General features: G+C 61.9%; 22 protein-coding genes and 1 tRNA gene. 8 read left to right on the top strand and 15 right to left on the bottom strand.

The genetic code is table 11. From position 1 onward, the window contains the following. Positions 1-6 precede the first annotated feature (6 nt). Entirely contained in the window at positions 7-1,725 is a 1,719-nt protein-coding gene (locus IEY38_RS00205) for an ABC1 kinase family protein (protein WP_188974458.1), read from the top strand. 20 nt (positions 1,726-1,745) lie between these two features. On the opposite strand, the gene IEY38_RS00200 is transcribed toward IEY38_RS00205, so the two are convergent. Together IEY38_RS00200 and IEY38_RS00195 are read right to left on the bottom strand one after the other, a co-directional pair. Beyond that, the gene (locus tag IEY38_RS00200; RefSeq protein WP_188974457.1) at positions 1,746-2,273 is read right to left on the bottom strand and encodes a GNAT family N-acetyltransferase; all 528 of its coding nucleotides are present in this window, start codon (positions 2,271-2,273) and stop codon (positions 1,746-1,748) included. Positions 2,274-2,440: 167 nt separating this feature from the next. After that, positions 2,441-3,211, bottom strand: a complete 771-nt coding sequence (locus IEY38_RS00195; protein WP_188974456.1) for a class I SAM-dependent methyltransferase — start codon at positions 3,209-3,211, stop codon at positions 2,441-2,443. A gap of 338 nt (positions 3,212-3,549) precedes the next feature. Between IEY38_RS00195 and IEY38_RS00190 the strand changes: the two genes are divergently transcribed. Together IEY38_RS00190 and IEY38_RS00185 are read left to right on the top strand one after the other, a co-directional pair. After that, positions 3,550-4,968, top strand: a complete 1,419-nt coding sequence (locus IEY38_RS00190; protein WP_188974455.1) for a sulfatase — start codon at positions 3,550-3,552, stop codon at positions 4,966-4,968. 6 nt (positions 4,969-4,974) lie between these two features. Beyond that, a complete protein-coding gene (locus tag IEY38_RS00185) occupies positions 4,975-5,385 on the top strand; it encodes a GtrA family protein (RefSeq protein ID WP_188974454.1) in 411 nt (136 codons plus the stop codon). On the opposite strand, the gene IEY38_RS00180 is transcribed toward IEY38_RS00185, so the two are convergent. Next, positions 5,382-6,329, bottom strand: coding sequence for an AAA family ATPase (locus tag IEY38_RS00180; RefSeq protein WP_004591469.1), 948 nt, complete (start codon positions 6,327-6,329; stop codon positions 5,382-5,384). The genes IEY38_RS00185 and IEY38_RS00180 overlap by 4 nt on opposite strands. 85 nt (positions 6,330-6,414) lie before the next feature. Here IEY38_RS00180 and IEY38_RS00175 point away from each other — a divergent pair. Beyond that, positions 6,415-6,499, top strand: a tRNA-Ser gene (locus IEY38_RS00175). Between the two features lie 67 nt (positions 6,500-6,566). Here IEY38_RS00175 and IEY38_RS00170 read toward each other — a convergent pair. From IEY38_RS00170 to IEY38_RS00155, 4 genes are all read right to left on the bottom strand, one after another. Beyond that, on the bottom strand, positions 6,567-8,423 hold the full coding sequence (locus tag IEY38_RS00170; RefSeq protein ID WP_188974453.1) for a DUF2070 family protein: 1,857 nt from the start codon (positions 8,421-8,423) through the stop codon (positions 6,567-6,569). A gap of 55 nt (positions 8,424-8,478) precedes the next feature. Further along, a complete protein-coding gene (locus tag IEY38_RS00165) occupies positions 8,479-9,048 on the bottom strand; it encodes a GMP synthase subunit A (protein WP_170097319.1) in 570 nt (189 codons plus the stop codon). A gap of 69 nt (positions 9,049-9,117) precedes the next feature. Further along, complete coding sequence (locus tag IEY38_RS00160) at positions 9,118-10,215, bottom strand: ATP-binding protein (RefSeq protein WP_188974452.1); 1,098 nt, start codon at positions 10,213-10,215, stop codon at positions 9,118-9,120. 70 nt (positions 10,216-10,285) lie between these two features. Continuing rightward, positions 10,286-10,834: a DUF7097 family protein gene (locus IEY38_RS00155; protein WP_188974451.1), complete on the bottom strand. Its 549-nt coding sequence runs from the start codon at positions 10,832-10,834 to the stop codon at positions 10,286-10,288. 81 nt (positions 10,835-10,915) lie between these two features. Here IEY38_RS00155 and IEY38_RS00150 point away from each other — a divergent pair, with 81 nt between their 5' ends. Both IEY38_RS00150 and IEY38_RS00145 read left to right on the top strand, forming a co-directional pair. Next, the gene (locus IEY38_RS00150; protein ID WP_188974450.1) at positions 10,916-11,278 is read left to right on the top strand and encodes a DUF192 domain-containing protein; all 363 of its coding nucleotides are present in this window, start codon (positions 10,916-10,918) and stop codon (positions 11,276-11,278) included. A 178-nt stretch (positions 11,279-11,456) separates the two neighbouring features. Further along, positions 11,457-12,965: a (R)-citramalate synthase gene (locus IEY38_RS00145; protein ID WP_188976091.1), complete on the top strand. Its 1,509-nt coding sequence runs from the start codon at positions 11,457-11,459 to the stop codon at positions 12,963-12,965. Between the two features lie 68 nt (positions 12,966-13,033). Here the strand turns inward: IEY38_RS00145 and IEY38_RS00140 are convergent, their stop codons facing one another. The 6 genes from IEY38_RS00140 to IEY38_RS00115 all read right to left on the bottom strand — a co-directional run bounded on the left by IEY38_RS00140 (position 13,034) and on the right by IEY38_RS00115 (position 18,554). Then, complete coding sequence (locus IEY38_RS00140) at positions 13,034-14,002, bottom strand: terpene synthase family protein (protein WP_188974449.1); 969 nt, start codon at positions 14,000-14,002, stop codon at positions 13,034-13,036. Further along, positions 13,999-14,169, bottom strand: a complete 171-nt coding sequence (locus tag IEY38_RS00135; RefSeq protein ID WP_188974448.1) for a hypothetical protein — start codon at positions 14,167-14,169, stop codon at positions 13,999-14,001. The genes IEY38_RS00140 and IEY38_RS00135 overlap by 4 nt, the downstream gene beginning before the upstream one ends. A gap of 262 nt (positions 14,170-14,431) precedes the next feature. Then, positions 14,432-14,731, bottom strand: a complete 300-nt coding sequence (locus tag IEY38_RS00130; protein ID WP_188974447.1) for a HalOD1 output domain-containing protein — start codon at positions 14,729-14,731, stop codon at positions 14,432-14,434. A 99-nt stretch (positions 14,732-14,830) separates the two neighbouring features. Then, positions 14,831-17,284 (bottom strand): bacterio-opsin activator domain-containing protein, encoded by a 2,454-nt coding sequence (locus tag IEY38_RS00125; RefSeq protein WP_188974446.1) that lies wholly within the window; start codon positions 17,282-17,284, stop codon positions 14,831-14,833. A 90-nt stretch (positions 17,285-17,374) separates the two neighbouring features. After that, positions 17,375-18,049, bottom strand: a complete 675-nt coding sequence (locus tag IEY38_RS00120; protein ID WP_188974445.1) for an HAD family hydrolase — start codon at positions 18,047-18,049, stop codon at positions 17,375-17,377. A gap of 43 nt (positions 18,050-18,092) precedes the next feature. Then, entirely contained in the window at positions 18,093-18,554 is a 462-nt protein-coding gene (locus IEY38_RS00115) for a bifunctional nuclease family protein (RefSeq protein WP_170097327.1), read from the bottom strand. A 314-nt stretch (positions 18,555-18,868) separates the two neighbouring features. Between IEY38_RS00115 and IEY38_RS00110 the strand changes: the two genes are divergently transcribed. Both IEY38_RS00110 and IEY38_RS00105 read left to right on the top strand, forming a co-directional pair. Then, the gene (locus IEY38_RS00110; protein ID WP_188974444.1) at positions 18,869-19,366 is read left to right on the top strand and encodes a hypothetical protein; all 498 of its coding nucleotides are present in this window, start codon (positions 18,869-18,871) and stop codon (positions 19,364-19,366) included. 76 nt (positions 19,367-19,442) lie between these two features. Continuing rightward, the gene (locus IEY38_RS00105; protein ID WP_170097329.1) at positions 19,443-19,769 is read left to right on the top strand and encodes a hypothetical protein; all 327 of its coding nucleotides are present in this window, start codon (positions 19,443-19,445) and stop codon (positions 19,767-19,769) included. Positions 19,770-19,822: 53 nt separating this feature from the next. Here IEY38_RS00105 and IEY38_RS00100 read toward each other — a convergent pair whose 3' ends face one another. Together IEY38_RS00100 and IEY38_RS00095 are read right to left on the bottom strand one after the other, a co-directional pair. Then, positions 19,823-20,059, bottom strand: a complete 237-nt coding sequence (locus tag IEY38_RS00100; RefSeq protein WP_004957622.1) for a hypothetical protein — start codon at positions 20,057-20,059, stop codon at positions 19,823-19,825. 4 nt (positions 20,060-20,063) lie between these two features. Beyond that, the gene (locus tag IEY38_RS00095; protein ID WP_170097331.1) at positions 20,064-20,453 is read right to left on the bottom strand and encodes a prefoldin subunit beta; all 390 of its coding nucleotides are present in this window, start codon (positions 20,451-20,453) and stop codon (positions 20,064-20,066) included. Between the last annotated feature and the right edge of the window lie 19 nt (positions 20,454-20,472).

The raw sequence follows: 20,472 nt of genomic DNA, 5'->3' as shown, positions 1-20,472 counted from the left end.
AAGCCGGTGAATCTTCGCGCGTACTGGCGGTTCCTCGTCGTTGCACGCCACTTCCTGCCCCTGTTGGTCGCGTACGCACGAGACCGAAAGCGGTTCTTCGTGGTCGGCTCATCGCGCCGCGTCACGGCTGAACAGCGTCGCAAACGTGCACAGCAGCTGCTTGACTCGTTGCTAACGCTCGGCCCGACGTTCATCAAACTCGGTCAGATCCTCTCGACGCGGCCGGACGTCCTGCCCCCGGAGTACATCGAGGAGTTCTCGAAGTTACAGGACCGCGTGCCGCCGGCCGACTGGGACGAGGCACGGATTGTCATTGAGGACGAACTGGGGTCCGTCGACGACCGATTCGACGAGTTCGAGACGGAGGCGATAAGCGGCGCGTCGCTCGGTCAGGTGTATCTGGCAGAGATCGACGGCGAGAAGGTCGCCGTCAAGATTCGTCGCCCCGGCATCGAAGCGCTCGTCGAGGCCGACCTGCGGGTCGTCCGCTGGTCGCTCCCGCTGTTGATGTACTTCATCGACGATTCCCGGTCGTTCTCGCTCGAGACACTGGCCGACGAGTTCTCGAAGACCATCCGCGAGGAGATGGACTACCAGCGAGAGGGCCGGATGCTCACCGAGATCCGGGAGAACTTCAGGGACAACGACCGCATCTGCATCCCCAAGGTCAAGGAGTCCCACTCCACGCGGCGCGTCCTGACGATGGAGTACGTTCCCGGCACGAAGATCAACGACATCGACAGCCTCGATGCGGGCGGGATCAATCGAACGGAACTGGCCGAGACGCTCCAGCGGGCGTACCTCCAGATGATTATCGACGACGGCGTGTTCCACGCCGACCCGCATCCCGGCAACCTCGCCGTGCAGGACGACGGGACGCTCGTCTTCTACGACTTCGGGATGTCCGGCCGAGTCGACCCGTTCGTTCAGGACAAGATCATCGACTTCTACGCCGCCGTCGCCGACCAAGACATCGACGCCATCCTCGACGCCCTCATCGAGATGGGGACGCTCTCGCCGGAGGCCGACCGACAGGTGATGGGCGACGTGATGGAACTGGCCATCGCTGACGCTCGTGGCGAGGACATCGAGCAATACCGCGTCCAGCAGATCATCCAGCAGGTCGAGGACACCATCTACGAGTTCCCGCTTCGCCTGCCGGCAAACCTGGCGCTCGTGTTGCGCGTCGCTACGGTCGTCGAAGGCGTCTGTGTCACGCTCGACGAGGACTTCGACTTCATCGGTGTCGCGACTGACTACCTCCGCGAGGAGGGGTATATCGCCGAGGGCGTGCGGAACTTCGTCGAGGACCGGGCGACCGAAGTGTCCGATGCCGCCCGGTCAGCTGTCCGAATCCCGCCGAAACTGGAGTCCGCTCTCGACCGGGTCGAGCGAGAGGACTTCCGCGTGCAGGCCGACATCGAGGACTCCGATGGTCTGCTCGCGACGATGACCAAGCGACTCATCCTCGGGATGTTGCTCGCGAGCACGCTGTTCTCGACAGCGTTCCTGTACACGCAGGCGTCGCTGCCGGCCACCGGTGTCGGCATCGCTGGAACCGTCGGCCTGTCACTGGCGCTGTGGTGGTCGTTCCGCTCGAAGAAGGCCGTCCGCGCCAAGCCGCAGTTCACGCGACAGAGCATGCGCGAGCAGGACCGGGAGAGCCCGGGCGGTCTCAACACCTCCTTCGGCGAGGACACTGACGACGCCTACAGCGGCGACTGAACGCCGACCCGGCGCTACAGTCAGAGCCGCTTTTCGAAATGAACGAGTTCGTACTCGCCCTGTGTTGACCGGTCTACCTCCTGATACCCTTCGTCACGGTAGAACGCGACTGCGGCGGGCTGGCTCTGTGATGTCGTCGCAAGCAGGACGTCGTATCCCTGCTCGGCCACTTGCTGTTCGAGCTTGTGGAGGAGGTTGCGACCGTAGCCGCGCCGCTGCCGGGAGGGAGCGACCCGCATCCGGTGGAGTTCGGCCGCGCCGGGGACGGTGCGCTCGTCCGCGTGGCCGACGTCATTCGGGAGGAACCCGCCCATCGCGGCCAGGCCGCCGTCGAACGTTTCCGGGAGTTCGTCGTTGTCGTCGGGAACGACACCGACGAGAAACGCGCCGCCGCTGTCAAAATACCGCGTCTTGATGTTTTCCAGGTCCGACGTTCCGGGGATGTCGCTGGGGTCGTTGCCAGTCGCTCGTATCGCCCATTTGTGGAGACGCCAGACAGCGTCGGCGTCCCGGTCGTTGTAGGACCGAAATTGAATCTGGTCGGTCATCGAATACGTCCAAGATTGTCATTGTCGGAGAGGGGGTTTAATTGGCTCTGTTGAAACTCTCAAGCGGTGATACAAACGGCGCGGTGAATAGAGAGCTTGTAGTCAGCAATCATCCAGACGATCACACGTAAACATTGTACACCCCCTACAGAAGTCGGTTCATACGTTCACTCTGCAACTGCCCAGAAGCGAACGCTCCCCGGCACCTTCCACAGTAGTTCGGGGAGATCGCTATCGCTTCGCTCATTGAGTGTGGTCTGGTGGTGCCGTGGTTCGAGAAGACGCTTGACGGTGAATCCGGCATCAACGAGAGAATTGTGAAGATCGGCAACCGTGCGATCAAAGGCGATCAAGTTCGCTTCGTAGTCGTCGTTAATCGTGATTTCCCGCCGACCGGTGTCGTAGTAGCTGCGTTCGAAAATCTCTTTTTCGACATCCAGACTCTCGTGTATGGGATGTGGCACGCTGAGGACGAAGATGCCGTCATCTCGGAGAACGCGGTGAACTTCTCGAAACGCCTCATCGAGATGCTTGACCATCTGGTAGACTGTCTCGGAAGACGCTACATCGAAGCTGTCGTCGGGGAGCGAGAGGTTCGTGATATCTCCTTTGAGAAACTGTGCATCAACGTCGTAGAAATCTCGCAACTGCCGTGCGTGCTGCAGTTGTTCGCCTGATATATCCACTCCGACGACAGTTTCGGCACCAAGCTCAGCGGTCCCGACACTTGCTTGGCCGCCTCCACATCCTAGTTCGACGTAGTCCTTCTCTGCAACTGAATCAAGAATATCGGGTTGAGGCTCGCCCGGACCATCCGAACCGAATGGCGATGGCGCCGGCGGAAGCTCCCCATCCACGGTATTTGCGTTCCATAACGCTTGGAAATCATCGCTCCATTCGTTCCAGAGTTGCTGGTTTTCGTGTTTGTGTTCGGTCATCAGCCCTGTGTCTGGGTCATTCTAGTCGGCTTGTATCAATTGTTTCGTTAATTTCACTTTTCAGTCATTCTCTCATAGAACACTGCACGAAATATACTCCCTGTATTCAGCCGCTTGCTGAGATCTATCGGCGTTTGAGGGTTTCACAAGACCGCTTAATTCTACCGTATCAGTGTATGGTTCTATTATAACTACCTGAATTTATCCGGAACGTTCAGTATTCAGTGTCTGGTATAGGGGGGTATGAAAAAATACGGTGGCACGTGCTGGGTGCAACCCCCAGTCTGCGGACGCGATACGTCGGTAACATTGCGAGTGAGGGGGAAGGTGGGTCGGTTATGACGGCTTCAGCAACCCAGAACGTGGTGCTAGTCACGATTGACTCGCTGCGGGCCGACGCGCTGGGTGGCGTTGACAGTGTCTCACCCGTGATGGACTCGCTGGCCGATTCGGGCGTCGTCTTCGAAAACGCCGTGGCACAGGGGAACTGGACGCCGTTCTCGTTCCCTAGCATTCACGGATCACGCCCAGTATTCTCGGAAAGCGAGGACATCGGTCTGGCGTCGACGCCGACGCTGGCCGAGCAGGTGTCCGATGCCGGTATCGAGACGGCTGGGTTCAACGCCGCAAACGGCTTTCTCACCGATCACTGGGGATACGACCGCGGATTCGACGAGTTCGAGCCGTTCGTCGACAGCGGCGGCTACAGCAAGTACCTGGCAGCTCACCCGACGATTCAGGCATGGGTCCAGCTCGGCACTTCACCGTTCCGTCGTGCCGCGACCGTCCTCAGCGGGGGGTCCGACGAGCGCCCCTTCGCCGACGTGTCTCGTATGGGGGACCTCGAAGACCACGCCACCGAGTTCCTAGAGACGACCGACGGACCGTTCTTCCTGTGGGTCCACTACATGGACACGCACACGCCGTACGTTCCGGCCCCGCGGCATATCCGCGAGGTATCAGACAACCACTTCGGCGTCCTCCGGATGCTCAGCTCCCACCTCCGAACCGGGCTGGGCTGGGAGGTCGACGACCGGACGCTGGAGACGCTCCGGACGCTGTACGAGGCGACAGTCCGGCAGGTCGACGCCAGCGTCGGTCGGCTTCTCGACACTCTCGAAACCGAGGGGCACCGCGACGACACAGCCGTCATCGTCGCCGGCGACCACGGCGAGGAGTTCCTCGAACACGGTCACCTTGCTCACTATCCCAAGCTCTACCGGGAGCTCATCGATGTTCCCTACATCGTCTCAACGCCGGAGAGCGAGGGCCAATCGGTCGAGACGCCGGTCGGCCTCGACACGATCGCACCGACGGTGTGTGATCTGCTGTCGCTCACGCCGGCGGCGGAGTGGGACGGGGCGTCCGTCGCTCCAGCGATACACGGCGAGACCATTGAAGATCGCGGCCCCATCGTCTCCGCGGCGGTCCGGGGCGAGAGCGTGACCAGTCAGCCGATTCCGCGGAGCCGTGCGGACGGCGAACTCCTCCTCAGTGCGCGCGACGAGCGGTACACGTACATCGAGTTCACGGAATCAGGGCGCCAGGAACTGTACGACCGGACGAACGACTCTGAGGAACAAGTCAACCTCTGCTCGGACACGACGGACGCCGACCCGCCCGCGACCGTCCTCGACCGGTTGTCGGAGGCTGTCGCCGATCACCTCGCCGAACTCGACAGCGACGGGAATGGGGCTGGAAACACTGAAGCGTCCGACGAAATAACAGCACGGTTAAAAGCGCTCGGTTATCAGTAAGGCTGTATGGCGTCCGCTGTCGTCACACCGGCCCGGCGACAGCAACTCATCCGGTTTTTCCTCGTCGGTGTGTTTGCCGCGTCGATTCAGCAAGCGCTACTATGGTTGTTCAACGATATCGGTGGCCTGAATTACATTTTCGCAGCCGCTATCGCAATTGAGTGTACGATTTTGCTCCAGTACGTCCTCAACAACGCCTGGACGTTCCACCGGTCACAGCATTCGGATTTCCGGGAGTACGTAGTCGGGTTAGGGAAGACAAATCTCGTTCGTGGGACGGCGATCCCGCTCCAGTTAGGCCTCCTCTATGCCTTTGTCACCTGGGGTGGTGTCGTGCCGCTAGTCGGCAATGGTGGGGCTATCGTCATCACCGGCGTGTACCGATACGCGCTGGACGCCCACTGGACGTGGGGTTAGACCGTCGGAACGGGGACCTCGTCGAGCACACTCTGGATGACTGTTCCCTTGTCGACTTGCTCGACGCGGGCATCAGGTGTCAACACCAGCCTGTGGGCCAGCACCGGCTGTGCGACCCGCTTGATGTCGTCCGGCGCAACGTACTCCCGACCAGCAATCGTCGCCATCGCTCGCGTCGCCTCGAACAGTCGCTGGGTCCCGCGCGGTGAGACCCCGACGTCCACGCGGTAGTCGTCCCTAGTCGCCCGGACGAGGTCAGCCATGTACTGCAGCAGGTCGTCGTCGACGGTAACCGTCTCCGGTACGCTCCGGAGTTCTTTGACTGATTCCGCGTCGAGTATCGGTTTCACCGTTGGACTCTGTGTCGTCCGGCCGGCACGCCGCCGGAGGAGTTCGACCTCGCCTTCGTCGTCAGGATAGCCGAGTGATGTCTTTGCCAGGAACCGGTCGACCTGCGCCTCTGGTAACTCGAAGGTCCCCTCCATGTCGACTGGGTTCTGCGTGGCGATGACGAAGAACGGTTCGGGCAGGTCGTACGTGTCCCCGTCGACAGTGACCTGTCCCTCCTCCATTGCTTCGAGCAGCGCGGACTGGGTCTTTGGCGGTGCGCGGTTGATCTCGTCGGCCAACAGGACGTTGGCAAACACCGGCCCCTCAGTGAATTCGAAGCTCCGGGATTCCTCGTTGAAGATGTGTGTCCCAGTGATATCGGCCGGCAGGAGGTCCGGCGTGAACTGGATACGGGAGAACGACAGTCCCAGCGCGGTCGCGACGCTGCGGGCGGTCAGCGTCTTTCCCGTGCCGGGCACGTCCTCAAGCAGGACGTGGCCCTTCGCGACGACTCCCAGCAGCACCGTCTCGAAGAAGCCACGGTCAGCGATGACGGCACTCCCGATCTCGTCGAGGATCTGACTCGACACTTCGCTTGCCTCGGTAGCGTCCATAGCCTGTCATGTTACGGGTTCGATAAAGGGGTGTCGAGTCCGAAATCGAAACCCCTAAAGAGCAAACGGCGGTACTGATGGGTGAGCCGAGGTAGCCTAGCCTGGCCAAGGCGGTTGCTTCGAGAGCAACTGTCCTCACGGACTCAGGAGTTCAAATCTCCTCCTCGGCGCTTTCTGACGGCACAACTCGCCGAGCGACAGTGCTGGGTCTCAGATGAAGCGTATCCGGTCGAGCCGTCAGGTCAGCAGGAAAATCAATACGCTGATCGTCATTACGGCGAGAATAAACGCGCCAGCCAGCGCGCCACCCATCGAGACCATCGCGTTGGCAGTCGAGGCCAGCGTCTCGGTCCGGTCGTTGCCGAACACCGTCACGGTCGCCTGTTCGCTCGCCATCCCGGCCTCGACGGGTTCGAGGTCGGCGACAGCTCTGTCGACGAGGTCGCCGATGAGCGCAACGATCTCCTTCTCGGGGATCGCCTGTCCGACCTGGTTCTCGGCCTCGACAGTATTGACGATATGGGTGTCACTGGTCATTACCTCCACCATGTCCACGCCTTCGGTGGCGTCGATGATGCGCTGGCGGAGGCCCGGTTCCATGTTGTTGCCGTCGATGAGTACGTACGCCGTTCGCTGGTCGTTGACCTCGAAGACACAGACGCGGATCCCGAGCGGGCCGATGCCCTCTTTGGGTTCCCAGGGGGTTTCGTCCCAGGCGACGCCACAGCGGAGGTGGCCAGTTTCGGCGTCCGTGAGCAGGCTTCCAAGCTGTCCGGCTCCGTGGAGCATATCGAAGGACCGCTGACTGCCGGGCACGACGTGGCCGAGGTCGTCACCTTCGAGCCCGTCGTTGCAGTTGTGTGCGTCGACCAGCAGCACGTCGTCGAGCCCGTCGGCCCGCGCTTCCGACATCGCCGAGAGTCCGACGGCGTACTCAACGTCGTCGGCACAGCCCGGCGCGTACGTGTTCACGACGAGCGCGTCGTCGCCGAAGGCCTGGCCGGTCAGCGTGGCTTCCCCTTCGGTGACGCGAGTCCCTGCCGTCGCCTGGTCGTCGTATTCGAGGTTCTGGTACGCCGTCTCGGCCGTCGACAGGATGGTGTCGACCTCCCGTTCCGTGACGAGGTTGAAGTCGTGGCCGGCGGTCGCGTGTGGCGGGAAGGCCAGACCCTCAGCCGACTCGGCGACGCGTCTGGGGAGGTTCCCACCGCCGATTTCGCCCATCGGGCCGGGGTGAATCATCGGCAGGACGAATCGGGCTTTCTCCTCGCCGCCCGGCCGGCGGACCGACAATACGGTGACCGGGACGACGGCTTCTTCGCCGATGTCCTCGAAGAACTCCTCCAGTTCTCGCGTGCCTTCGGCGATGTGCCCAATGAAACCACGGAGGAAATCCAGCGCGGAAACGCCGAGCGAGGAGCGCCACGGTTGGTCGATGACGACGAGGAACAGCCAGACCGCCAGCGCGTAGATGACACAGATAACCGCGAGAATGATGAAATCCTGTGGAATAAACCCCTGTACCTGTGGCGGAACCTCCTCCGGGCGGGAAAGGTACTCCCGGAGCATCGGGTTATCGAGGATGAACGCGGTTGCCCCGCTGTATATCGCCAGCAACACGGCGGCAGTGACTGTCTGGACGCTCGCCGGAATCGCCGCTTTCGGGAGTGAATGCCGCGAGACAGCCATCAGTATCAGCAGCCGGAAGGCGAATATCGACGCCAGCGCGACTAACAATACGTCGAAGACGAAGTTCTGGCCGAGGCGGACAGTAAAGACGGCGATAACGCCAGCAATGGTCAGCATCGCGATAGTGATAAGCTCACAGATGACTGCAAGCAGGGTAGCCCGGTTCGGGGTGAGTTGTCCGCCCAACTGCCGGTCGACCCACGGTGTCACGGCACTGGCGATTGAGGTCGGCAGACCGATGAGAAACACGCCCTGCCAGGCGTCATCGAGAATGAATCGTGAATCAAACGCAACAATGCCAGTCATCGCGGCGATGACCAGCGCGAAGGCTAGGCTCGTATACCAGGTCGGAGCCCTGAAAATAAATCGCGAAAGGCTAGCAAGATTGCCCTGTGTCGCCGTCATTTTTGTATCACACCCTACGAGCGAATATAAAACCAGTTACATTCTTCCCCGACGGTTACTGGCGAGCGACAGACTGCTTGTCACAGACCGACAGGAAGTTCTCGAACACTTCCTCGCCCTCTTCAGTGTGGGCGACCTCCGGATGCCACTGGACGCCGTATATCGATTCGTCCGTGTTGCTCATCGCCTCGACGCCACAGACGTCGGAGGTCGCGGTCCGCTCGAATCCGGGCGGGACTTCCTTCACTTCGTCGGCGTGGCTGGCCCACACGCGCGTTTCGGGATACAGCGAGCCCAGAAGCGGGTCGTCCTCGTCGAGGATGTCGACCGTCACGTCCGCGTAGCCGCCGTACTCGCCGCCGCCGACCCGGCCGCCGAGTTCGTCGGCGATGAGTTGCATCCCCAGACAGATACCGAGTACGGGAACGTCGAGGTCGAGGTACTCGGGGCAGTTCCCGATATCGTCCATGTCCGGGCCGCCCGATAGGACGATGCCGTCGGCGTCGATTTCCTCCGGGGGTGTCGTGTTGTCCCTGAGCGAGACGTCGACACCCATGTCACGGAGCGCGCGTTGCTCCAGATGTGTGAACTGTCCGTGATTGTCGATAACGTCGATTCGGGTCATTACTGACGCGAAGGCTACGAAGGCGTATATATCTCCTGATGCGGTCGACGGATGGCTTCGTGTCCGGCTTCAGGGCCACTCTCGAAGGGTTTGGCGAATCTCGTCGATCACTGTTGGGCCACACAGTTCTAACGTCACGACATTGCCGTCGTCTGAGGTCGTGAGGTGTACCGCCCCGCCGTAACTCTCGACGATCCACGTCGTCAGCCACAGCCCGACACCCTTTGAGTGGCGCAGTTGCGTCTCCGCGCCGCTGTCGAGGACCTCCTGTTCGTGCTGTGGAATCGACGGACAGTTATCGCCGATATGCACGAACACGGTTCGGCCGTGCTCCTCAACGGAGATATACAGCGTCGGGGTTGCCTCACAGTGGACGACCCCGTTCTCGATGACGTTCTGTAACACCACGTCGAGCATCCAGTCGGCATACACTTTCGACTGGTCCGGGAGATCGAGATCAACAGTCGTCTCCGGATACGATTGTGTGATCTTTTTCGCCTGTTCCCTGACGCATGGCACGAGGTCGATCGGTTGCTGTGCGCGACGGTCCGCGTCGAACGCGAACTCTATCTGTCTCGCCTTCTCCGTAGTGTCGATGATATCGTCGATGGTGTCGTTCAACTGCTCGACGTGTGCACGCGACTTGGGGTCATCACGCTCTGCCGTTTCCCGCTGCAGTTCGCCGAGGTGGCCGAGCGCGACGTTGAGATCGTTCCGGAGGTCGTGTCGAAGCACCCGAAACAACACCTCGTTGCTCTGGGCGAGTCGGCGTCGGGACCGCCGGAGTTCGAGCAGCCACCCAAACAAAACCCCGCCGAACCCGCCGACCGCAACCCCGCTTGCGAGTATCGACGGGACCATCGAGGACTGCGGTACCGGGGCGAGCAACACGACGATTTTGATGAGCGTAAACAGTGCGATACCGAGTCCACACCACTCCGCAGCGGTCCATATCTGGTCGCCGGACAGCCCACTCACCGGGAGCCAGTAGTTCGCCGCTACCAAGGCTAGCGCCGGTGTCAACCCCACGCTGAGGATGACCACGTCTATCGGGGACGGCCGGACGAGAGACATGCCGTGGGCGAGTAATGCGCCGGAAATCACGACGCCCGTCGCGACGACATATCCCGTCCCCAGCGACTGTTTCGTGAGCGCCGGAGAGGTCACTTTAGTAACTGGTTACGACGTGCCTACTTATCTGTGCGGCAGTAATTATCAAATAAGATATTCAGAGCGCCTACGAGTCGTCGTAGCGGTCGGCCGCCGATTCGAAGCCCAGTTCGGATTGCTCCTTAGAGCGGCGCTGCTCCCGCTGTGCGATGGCTTCCGGGTCCGGATTCACGTCGTCGTCGAGCCGCGCCCACGACTGGTGGATCTTCGCGTGACACCACCGACAGAGAAAGACCGTTATTTCGTGTGATAGCTCGTCACCGCCTTCGCGGTACGAGAGGTGGTGTTCCTCTAATAGTGGCTGCTCGTCGGAGTGGGCCATCCGCCGCTCTTCGAGTCCGCAGCGAACACACTCCCGGTCGTGGTTCCGGGAACGGAAATGCGGGCAGTCGGCCCAGTCCCACTCCGGCTCCGCGTCTGCGTCCGTGTCGTCGGGCGCAATCGCCGCCGGACAGCGAAAGTCATCGGCACTCCGGGTATTGGCGAATTCAGGGTCGTGATGGCCGTGTTCGCGCGCCCAGCGGCACTTCCCTTCGCTGGTAACGAAGTCACACCGCTTCACGTGGTCGTACGGGTCGTCGACGCCGACGGACGTTCCCCCGGGAGCCTTCTCCATATCATGTAGCCCGTGCCGTGCCCCCTCAAACCCTCCGTTCCGACAGAAGCCTTTTTGCCCACCTACGACTTCCGCGGTGGTATGCGGCTCGTTCACGACCCCGATGGCGCGGCTCGCCCCCTCGCGACGGAGGTAGAGTACGCCGAGTCGATGCTCGAACAGGGCCGGGGGTTGATGTTCCGGTCATCGATTCCCGACGACTACGCGCTCGTCTTTCCCTTCGACCACGCGAGCCGACAGTTCATCCATATGCTGTTCGTCCGGTTCCCGCTCGACGTGCTCTGGCTCGTCGACGAGGAGGTCCAGGCCGTCGAAACCTTGCACCCCTGGCGCTCGGTCGGCTACGCGAACGCGGACACTGTCATTGAGTTGCCCGGTGGCGCGGCGTCGGCTGTTTCTGAAGGTGACACGGTCCGTTTGGAATCCGGAATGCGACAGGCATGAGGTGTGGTAGTCAGTTCCGTCACCTTTTAGACCGTGAAGAGTAGAGTAGACACCACTATGTCGGAACACCCGACGGAGGATAGAGGAAGTCGCCGCGAGGCGGCTGGCCGCGAAATTCGTGGCGCGTGATGGAGCATCTTCTGTGAGTCAGAACACATTGTTCGAGGGGCACCCAGCGATGCGTGCGCTCTCAGATGTCGGTGAGGTACAGTTTCTCGACACGACACTGCGCGACGGTGAGCAAGCCCCCGGCGTCTCGCTGACGCCGGACGACAAGGCCGATATCGCCCGCTCGCTCAATGCGGCGCGTATCGATGTCATCGAGGCCGGAAGCGCCTGTACCGGGCCCGGCGAGCGCGAGACGATCTCTCGCGTCGCGGGGCTCGACCTCGACAGCACTGTCACCAGCTTCTGTCGTGGTATCCAGAACGATATCGACCTCGCGCTCGACTGTGGTGTCGACGGCATCAACCTCGTCGTTCCGGCCAGTGACAAGCACGTGGAACAGAAGGTCGGCACCTCCAAGAGCGAAAACGTCGACAACACCGTCGAACTGGTGGAGTACGCCGTCGATCACGGGCTTTGGGTCGAGGTCATCGGCGAGGACGGCTCGCGAGCCGATCTGGACTACCTCGAAGAACTGCTCGGCGCTGCCGTCGAGGCCGGCGCGGACCGCATCTGCTGGGCCGACACTGTCGGCCACGCGACGCCGGACCGTGCGCTCGAATGCGTCTCACGGCTCTCTGATCTGGGTCCAGTCAGCACTCACACCCACGATGACCTGGGGCTGGCGGTGACCAACGCGCTGGTCTCCATCGCGGCGGGCGCGGACCTCGTCCATGGGACGATAAACGGCATCGGCGAGCGCGCCGGTAACGTCGCCCTCGAAGAGGTCGCCATCGCGCTCGACCACGGTTACGGCGTCGAATCGATGGACCTCACCGAGGTGTACGACCTCGCCCAACTCATCGCCAACCGGACCGGCATTCCGCTGGCTCCAAACAAGGCAGTTGTCGGCGAGAACGCCTTCACCCACGAGTCCGGTATCCACACCGACGGCACGCTCAAGGACGACTCGATGTACGAGCCGTACCCGCCGGAGAAGGTGGGCCGCGAACGCCGCCTGGCGCTCGGCAAGCACGCGGGCCGGGCCGGTGTCGAGGCCGCACTCGACGAGCACGACGTCGAGGTCACCGATGATCAGCTCTCGGAGATCGTCAGCCGCGTCAAGGAGATCGGCGACCGTGGCAAGCGCGTCACCGACGCCGACCTGTTGACCATCGCTGACGAGGTGACCGGCGACGCGCGCGACCGACGGGTCGAACTGCGCGGCCTGACTGCCGTTTCCGGCTCCGATACCCCGACTGCGAGCGTCCGGCTCGCGGTCGACGGCGAGGAACGCAAGGAGGCAGCGGTCGGCTCCGGGCCGGTCGACGCCGCGATGAACGCCGCCGAGGTGGCACTGTCACACACCGCCGATGCAACGCTCGAAGACTACCACGTCGACGCCATCACCGGCGGGACGGACGCGCTCGTGACGGTCGAAATCGAGATGTCACGCGGCGACGACCACGTCGTCGTCTCGGCCAGTGATTCCGACATCACCCGGGCGTCCGTGCGCGCGATGGTTGACGCGATGGACCGCCTCGTCGCCGACGACGAGGAACCGCTCGTCGCTGACGACTGACGGCACAGCATCCGTTTCAACTGATATTCCGTAGAATTAGACGCCAGTGTTCCCGTGGACGGGGGACGTTACTTGTATCCGCGGCTGGCTTCGTGGTACTGAAACACGGTTTCCATGCCCTGCACTAGCGCGTCCAGATCGACACTGTCCGTGTCGAACTTGCGATCACGAACGGATTGATAAATCTCGGCCCACCGGTCTCGGAACCTAGCCTCGAACTGCTCGGCTTTGATTTTGTCGATGAGTTCGGCTTTCCCGTCGGGGTTTTCCAGTTCTTCGGGAGTGACGAACCCCTCTTGGAGGGCCAGCACGACGATTCCCGCGGTGTAGTCCCCTTCTTTGACCTCCCGTTCCCAGGTGGTGAGCCAGTTGCCGATGCGGGCCATCTCCTGCAGGTCCCAGATCAGGTCCCGGACCGTGCCGTAATCGGCGAGTTCGAACTCCGGCGAATACATGAGGTCAACGGCCGCGTAGGGAAACATTACCATGTTATGTGCCCCATAGGTTTCGGCCCCGCTGAGGTTCGCAATCCGTGGGTTCTCGTTGACGACGGCGCTGTAGTCCATCGCGTTTAGCGTCTGTCGCATATCGTAGGTGAACACGTCGTAGAACTCGTCGACGCGCGGTGCGTCAGTCAGGCCGCCCTCGAACTCCCGCCACACACGCTGGATAAAGGAGAAAAAGTCATCGCTTACCGCCGCACGGTTCGGGTCAACGGACGACGGGTCCTGCACGAGTCGTCGGGCCTCTTCGAAGGTGTCTCGGTCCCCGTCGTTCTCGACGATGTCGTCCAGAATCGTGACGTACATCGTGAGTATCGTCTTCTGTGTCCGGACGTGGTCGGCGTGATCCGGGTGGACAGAGGAGAGCGTGAACTCGGGGAACAGCGAGTAGATCCACTGCCAGAGGAACCGGTCACGCTCGCCACAGACCCGCTCGTACTCGTCTGCCAATTCTGTAACCCGTTCCGGAAGGCTGGTCGTCCGAACCTCTTCGAGGAGGTCCTGTGTCTCGACTGGGGGCGACTCAACGCTCATTGTGACTGCCCCCCAACGCTTGCACCCCGAACCTCGGCACAGCCGGCGGAATAATGTTCGATTAACTGAAGTTTGGGTGTTTCTACTTCTTCAGATTGATTGGTCGCTGCCGCGATGCTCTTGCCCGACTGCGAGCCGGTTTCGATCAGTTGGTGTCCACGGTCCATACATTCGAGAGGCGAAGTTGCGCTTATAGTGGTACTGACGTGTGGGATGCTAGTAGTATACTATTAACAATGTATTTGGTCGACTTTTACTCCAATTTACGTACCAGTTTTTCAATTGCTCCGCAAAAGAAATATCTACTTACTGAAAAATATCGGCAGCATGTGAGATGAAGAGGAAAATAAGGTGACATTAATAGCTCTGTCATCGGCACTACTACTCACAATAGAGAGTGCCAGCAGAACAGCCGCACGCAGAGCGCAGTTACGCTTCGAGTCCAGTTGCCGCCGAGCCGTCGCGGGATGGTGTCACCAGCACCGAACGATTCCCTTCGACTTCGATACGACAGCCAGCCATACTGAACACGACTAGCCCGTCAGGACTTGGAGTGCCATCCGTATCGGGACGGAACAGCCGGTCCAGGGCATCAGGGTCGATACAGTCACTGATTCGGTCATCGAGGTCGATGGGGTCGACACCCAGTGTGTCGGCTACTGCGTGGACGATGGTTTCGCTCAGCGGTTCGTTGGGTGTCGGTCTGTAGACCAGTTTTGCCTGGGACATGGTTCGTCGCTGTTTATCCCTTAATGAGTGATTGAAAAGCCGATTGTGGCTATACAGATACAGTCCGCCGGACTAGTCACTAACACTATAGCGACGGTCTCAGCTATCGCCGAACACGAGTTCGAGGAGCTTTCGCTCGCTGACGCGGAGGTGGCGGTTGACCGTCGGCTGTGACACGTCCAGGCTGGACGCGATTTCCTGGCCAGTCGTCTCCCGGGGCCAGTCGAAGAAGCCACTCAGATACGCCGTCTGGAGTACTTCGAGCTGTCTATCGGTGAGTTGCTCCTCCAGTGCCGACCGGGCTGTACTGTCCCGCTGGCCATTGGACTGTGTGCCGTCACGGCGCGCGATCAGCGTGACGTCCGCATAGCGCTCGCCGAGTTGTTCGACGAACTGGCGAATATCGGTTTCGCCCGAAACGACAACTGTCACCGTGAGTCCGCCCGTCGACGTTCGGATCGTTTTCAACCGCCCGCCCTGTTCCAGTAGCGTCTCCGCGACGGTCTGGCCCGTCACGACGATCTCGTAAAGCCCGTCCAACTGGTCGGTCGAGATCGCTCGTGCGGTGTCGACACGAGCCATCGACAGCATCCGTTCCTCGACGACAGCCGGGTCACAGTCCGAGATAGCGAGGAAGAGACGGATCGCACCGTCGCTCCGCTGTACGGCCCCCTCACAGATGACCGGGACGCCGACCCGGTCTGAGAGGTGCGTCAGGAACGACTGCGGGGCCGACAGCGACAGTTCGAGTTCGACAGTCCCGTCGCCGGCCCGCCGCTGTCGGGACTCGACCTCCCGTATCGCGTTCGCGATGGTTTCACCGAGTTCGGTAAACACTTCCTGGAGCATCTTGTCGAACCCGTCTTCCTGCCCGGCGTACACCGTCAGGACGCCGTAGACGAAGTCGTCGTATTCAAGCGGGATGCTGAGCGCCGACTGGAACTCGCGGGAGAGCGCTTCCGTCCGCCAGTGATCTCCCCGAAGGTTGTCAGCCACCGACGGGACGATAGTCATCGCTTCGGACTGTGCAGTCTGGACGGCCGGCGGCCCGCCCTCGCGCTCAAGCGACAGCGAGATAGCGTCCAGATAGCTGGCGGTGTCGCCCGCCCAGGCTCTGGGAACGAGTTCCGTCGCGTCCTGTCGGCCGATCCAGGCGAAGGAGAACCACTGGGATTCGGCCAACTGATCACACACCGCCTGTTCAATCTCCTCGGTGGTCTCCGCTTCGACGAGCACCTGATCGATCCGACGGATGATCGCGTTGACCTGCTTGAGCCGTCGCAGTTCGCGGTTCTGTTCGCGGCGCTCGGCCTCGCGTTTGCGGAGCGTCGTCTCGCGGTCGACTCGCGCGAGCGCGGCTTCCGCGCTGGCGGCGAGCAGGTCCACCATCTCTCGGGTCCTGGCGTCGCTGTGTTGCTCGCCCAGTTCGATGTAGAACACGCCATGGTCTTCGAGCGGGAGGCAGAGCCGTTTCGCGTCGGCTGTGACCGGTCCCGCCCCAAGGTCGATGCGCTCGCCGGGGGCGATCTCGACGGCACTGTCCTGCACGAACACGTCCCACACTGTGCCCTCGCCCGGCCCGACTGACGCGCTTCGGTCCGCCTCGGCATCGCCGACGCTACGAAGGGTGTTGTCGCTTCGGTCGAACAGGTAGATCTCTACGTCGGGGAGTTCCAGCACGTCGACGGCCGTCTCGAGTATCTGTTCGGCTACGGCTGTCTTGGTTTCCGTATGCAGCAGTTTTCTGGTCGACTCGTGCAGCGCCGCGAGCGTCTCCTCGAACCGCTTCCGGTCCGAGATGTCCCGAACGACACCGACCTGCCGGTAGCTCCCGTCTTTGCGGTCGTATGTCGTGAACTTGGTCTCTATAGGGAGCGTGTCCCCGTCAGCGGTTCTGAGGTCCGTCGTCAGCGTCCCGACGTCGCGCTCGCCCTCGATGAACTGCCGCGACATCTCCGCTGCCTCCTCGATAACGGATTCGTCCGCCAGCAGCGTCGCGTTCGATCCGATCAGCGTGTCCTTGTCGTAGCCGGTCATCGACTCGACAGCGCTGTTGACCGTCTGCATCGTGAACCCTTCGTCGAGCGTGTAGATACCGTCCTCGATCGTCTCGACGATCCGCTCGTACTGCTCGAGCATCTCCGTCCGCTCGTGGCGCTCTGTGATGTCGTGGACGATTCCCAGATACAACTCCTCGCCGTCCCACTGCTGGGGCTCGAAGGCGATCTCGACCCACCGTTCCGTGTCGCCGACCGAACACGACGACGTCAGCGGTGATTCCGGTGACTGACTGCAGTGGGTTCCGAAGTCAATGTCACGGAGGTCCGGGAAGGGCTCAGCTATCTGGCTTCCAAACACGTCCGACGGGTCCGAGTCGAGGAGGTCACAGAGGTGATCGTTCCCGGTCTGTATCTCCCCGTCTGCGGCGGTGACGACCACCGGTTCGGGCATTCGTGCGGCGAGGGTCTCCAACAGCACAGGGGGGGACTGCTGTGCCGGTGTGTCACGTGCCGCTTGTTCGTTCTCATCCGTTCCACCGACCGGCTTCTCCATACCGTTTCACGGCACTTGCCATGGGAAAGGTTGCTTTCAGTATACGTACCAGAACGTGATGGCTGTGTATCCGTTAGATCCGGATACGGATCAGTCGCTCCCGCTGCGTCGGCCAGCGATCCGAACTACGTCTTCGAGCCCGGAAACGTCGTGGTCCGGTGTCACGTCGAGTCGGGTGTCGGTCCGATGCGGACGACGGATGAACGCCGAGTCGATTCCAGCCCGGTGTGCTGCCTCGATGTCGGATTCGTTGTCGCCGACGAACAGGGCGTCGCTGACACCGAGGTCCTCCATCGCCCGCTCGATGTAGTACGGCTGCGGTTTCTTCCGGCGGAGGCTCTCGACTGTCGGCTCGCGCGCCCAGACGGTGTCGAAGTAGTGGCCGATGTCGAAATGCTCGAAGGCGAAGGCGACGGTATCACGTTGGTTCGAGGACACCACGCCCAGCGGACAGTCCAGTCGGTCAAGCATGGACACGTCGCCGTAGGGCTGTTTCTTGCCAGCTCGGATAAGCGCCTGCTGGACCGCGGTCAAGGCCTCGTCACGAGCCCGGAAGAACCGCTCGGGGTCGATATCGTACTGCGTACAGACCTCGGTGAGTTCGGGCACTGTCACACCGATACTCATCGCCTCGACGTGGGCTGTCGACGGTGACGGCACGCCGAGTTCCTCGAAGGCCCGGCGTGCGCCGACGTAGTGTGCGTCCATGTCAGTCAGCGTCAGCAACACGCCGTCGTTGTCGAAAATGACCGATTCGTACCCCATCAGATACGCTCAGGGTGGACAGATGCAGAAAGGTTTCGTGTTCTCACAGGCCCAGATCCTCGCTTCCGCTCCCTCCTTGATCGAACTGCTCCGGCGGGCGCCCGGCCTCGTCGATAACGTCATCTGTTACCACGACCGGGCAATCTACTCGGAGGGCAATCGCGATAGCGTCCGAGGGGCGGGCGTCGAACACCATGTCTTTACGCCGGTCGTCAGTGTACTGCTCCGCGTCGATCTTCCCGTAGAAGGTTCCGTCTGCTAGGTCGTCGATACGGACCCGGTCGATGGCACCCCCGAACTCCGTCACCATCTCGACCAGCAGGTCGTGGGTGAGCGGTCGCTCGAAGGGCTCGCCGGCAATCGCCAGTTGCATCGATTGGGCCTGATCCTTACTGACGAAGATGGGGACGATCTCCTCGCGTGCACGGAGCAAGACGACCGGCGTGCCGCCCCCCTCCTCGTTGACCCCGACGCCGACCCCTTCGACCGTGGCATCGTGTTCCATGGACCAGTGTTGGGTTCGCGGGTATGAAAAGTTACCCCGGGGCGGTTTCAGCGGTCTGTCCTGTCCGCTATGCTTCGCCGACTCCGGATACGCTATCGCGACCGGACCGATCGTGCGACGCGCACGCCAGCTATCCCGCCCAGCAGTCCCGTCTAGACGCGACGGAGTGGCGAGCGCCCGCTGAAGCGGAATTAAACCGAATTAAAACGGGCGGTAGATCGGCTAATTCGGATAAATTCGAGTTAAATCGCCTTTTGGGCTCGCCCCCTTCATATGCCACTGGGCCAGAGAGACGAGCGGAGGCAACGATCAGAATGAAACTCACTACGATCGCCGGCGGCCTGCTTGCCGTGCTCGTCATCACGGGCTCGGCGGCGGCACTCCCCGGCGCAGCAGGCGCACAGGCCGACGACCATGCGGACAACGCACAGGCGAACAACGCTGCCGAGCAGGCGGCGAACGAAACAGCGGACACAGACGAGAACGGATCCGACGGCGCTACCGAGGCGGCTGACCGCCGCGGCCCGCCCGCTGATGCCGGTCAGGCAGGCGACCAGCGCGGCCCGCCGTCGGATCTCCCCGAACAGGTCCCTGACTTCGTCAGCGAGATCCACACGCTCATCGGGCAGAAGCAGGCCGGCGAACTCACGGGCGATCTGGGCGCACAGATCAGCGACCTGACCCCTGGTGACGATGCTAACGACGAATCGGCGTCCGAGGACGCTGGTTCAGATGACGCTGATGCGGACGACGAGCAGTCCACTGTGGATGACGACGCGACCGAAGACGCGGACGACGACAGCGACGCATAACCCCCTGACTGACCGGCTCTCCACCGACGACTGACCAAGCGCGGTTTTTTTGCTTGCTGAACTCTGAGGGACGGGTATGGATGACACCGCCGAGTCCAGCGTCCACGCTGACGACGGAGCCCGTGACCGCACGACGGCAGATCTCCTTGCGGGTGATGAGGACTCGTCGGCGTCGGAATCGTCGGGCGAGATGAACCGGAAGCGGGCCCTCCTGTTTGTCTCGCCATTTCTCGCTATCGGGCTGTTTGACCTGGCCCTCCTACTTGGCTGGGGACTGGACCCCCTATGGGGGTTCATGATTCTCCCGCCGATACTGTTCGTCTCAGTGCTCGGCTGGATCGCCTTCCGAACCGGGTTTGCGAGCGACCGGACCGGGGACCCAGCCGTCGATAGCCACGACTGACGGTTCGCGGCGTCGATAGAACACCGAGTGACTGCCCGCTCCGATGCGGGTCCCTATTCTTCGAACAGGTCGTCGACGGCGGCCCGAGCGGCGAGGGCGGCGTCGTCCGCGACCTGTGCCTCGTCCTGCCGACTGTCGGGCGCGTTGACGTACACGTCGACGTCCAGTACGCCGTCTTCGAAGGTGACAGTCACGTCAAGGTCCTCGACCGCGCCGACATCGTATCGCGAGAAGACAACGTCTTCGGCGGCGGCTGAGGCTGTCTCGACGACCTCATCGTCTGTCGGCATCGCCTTATGCGCCGCCAGCGCCGGGACCGCCGGCCGGACCCGCGCCACCTGCGCCGCCGAGCATCTGCTGGAGCTCGCTCTGGAGCTCTTCGAACTGCTCCTGCACGCGCTCTTCCTGCTTTTCGAGCGTTTCCACGCGGACTTCGAGGCTGTTGACCTTCTCTTCGAGGTCGTCCTGCGCCTCGTCGAACTCGGTCTTCACGAGGAGTTCGCCGACCTCGCGGTACATGGTCGAGTCCTCGTCGATGTCGTCGAGCTCGTCCAGCGCCGTCTGGGACTCCTGGAGCTCCGTCTCGGCCTGCTGTTTCTGTGCGGCGACCTGCTGTGCTGTCTCTTGAAGATCCTGCAGTTCCTCGAGCTTCTCCTGTGCTTCAGGCGGAAGATTACCCTGCATACCTCCAGAGTTGGGAGCC

Origin of the sequence: Haloarcula sebkhae (assembly GCF_014647415.1) — an archaeon.
Classification (GTDB): Archaea; Halobacteriota; Halobacteria; order Halobacteriales; family Haloarculaceae; genus Haloarcula; species Haloarcula sebkhae.
This window is presented reverse-complemented; position numbering and strand designations above follow the sequence as displayed.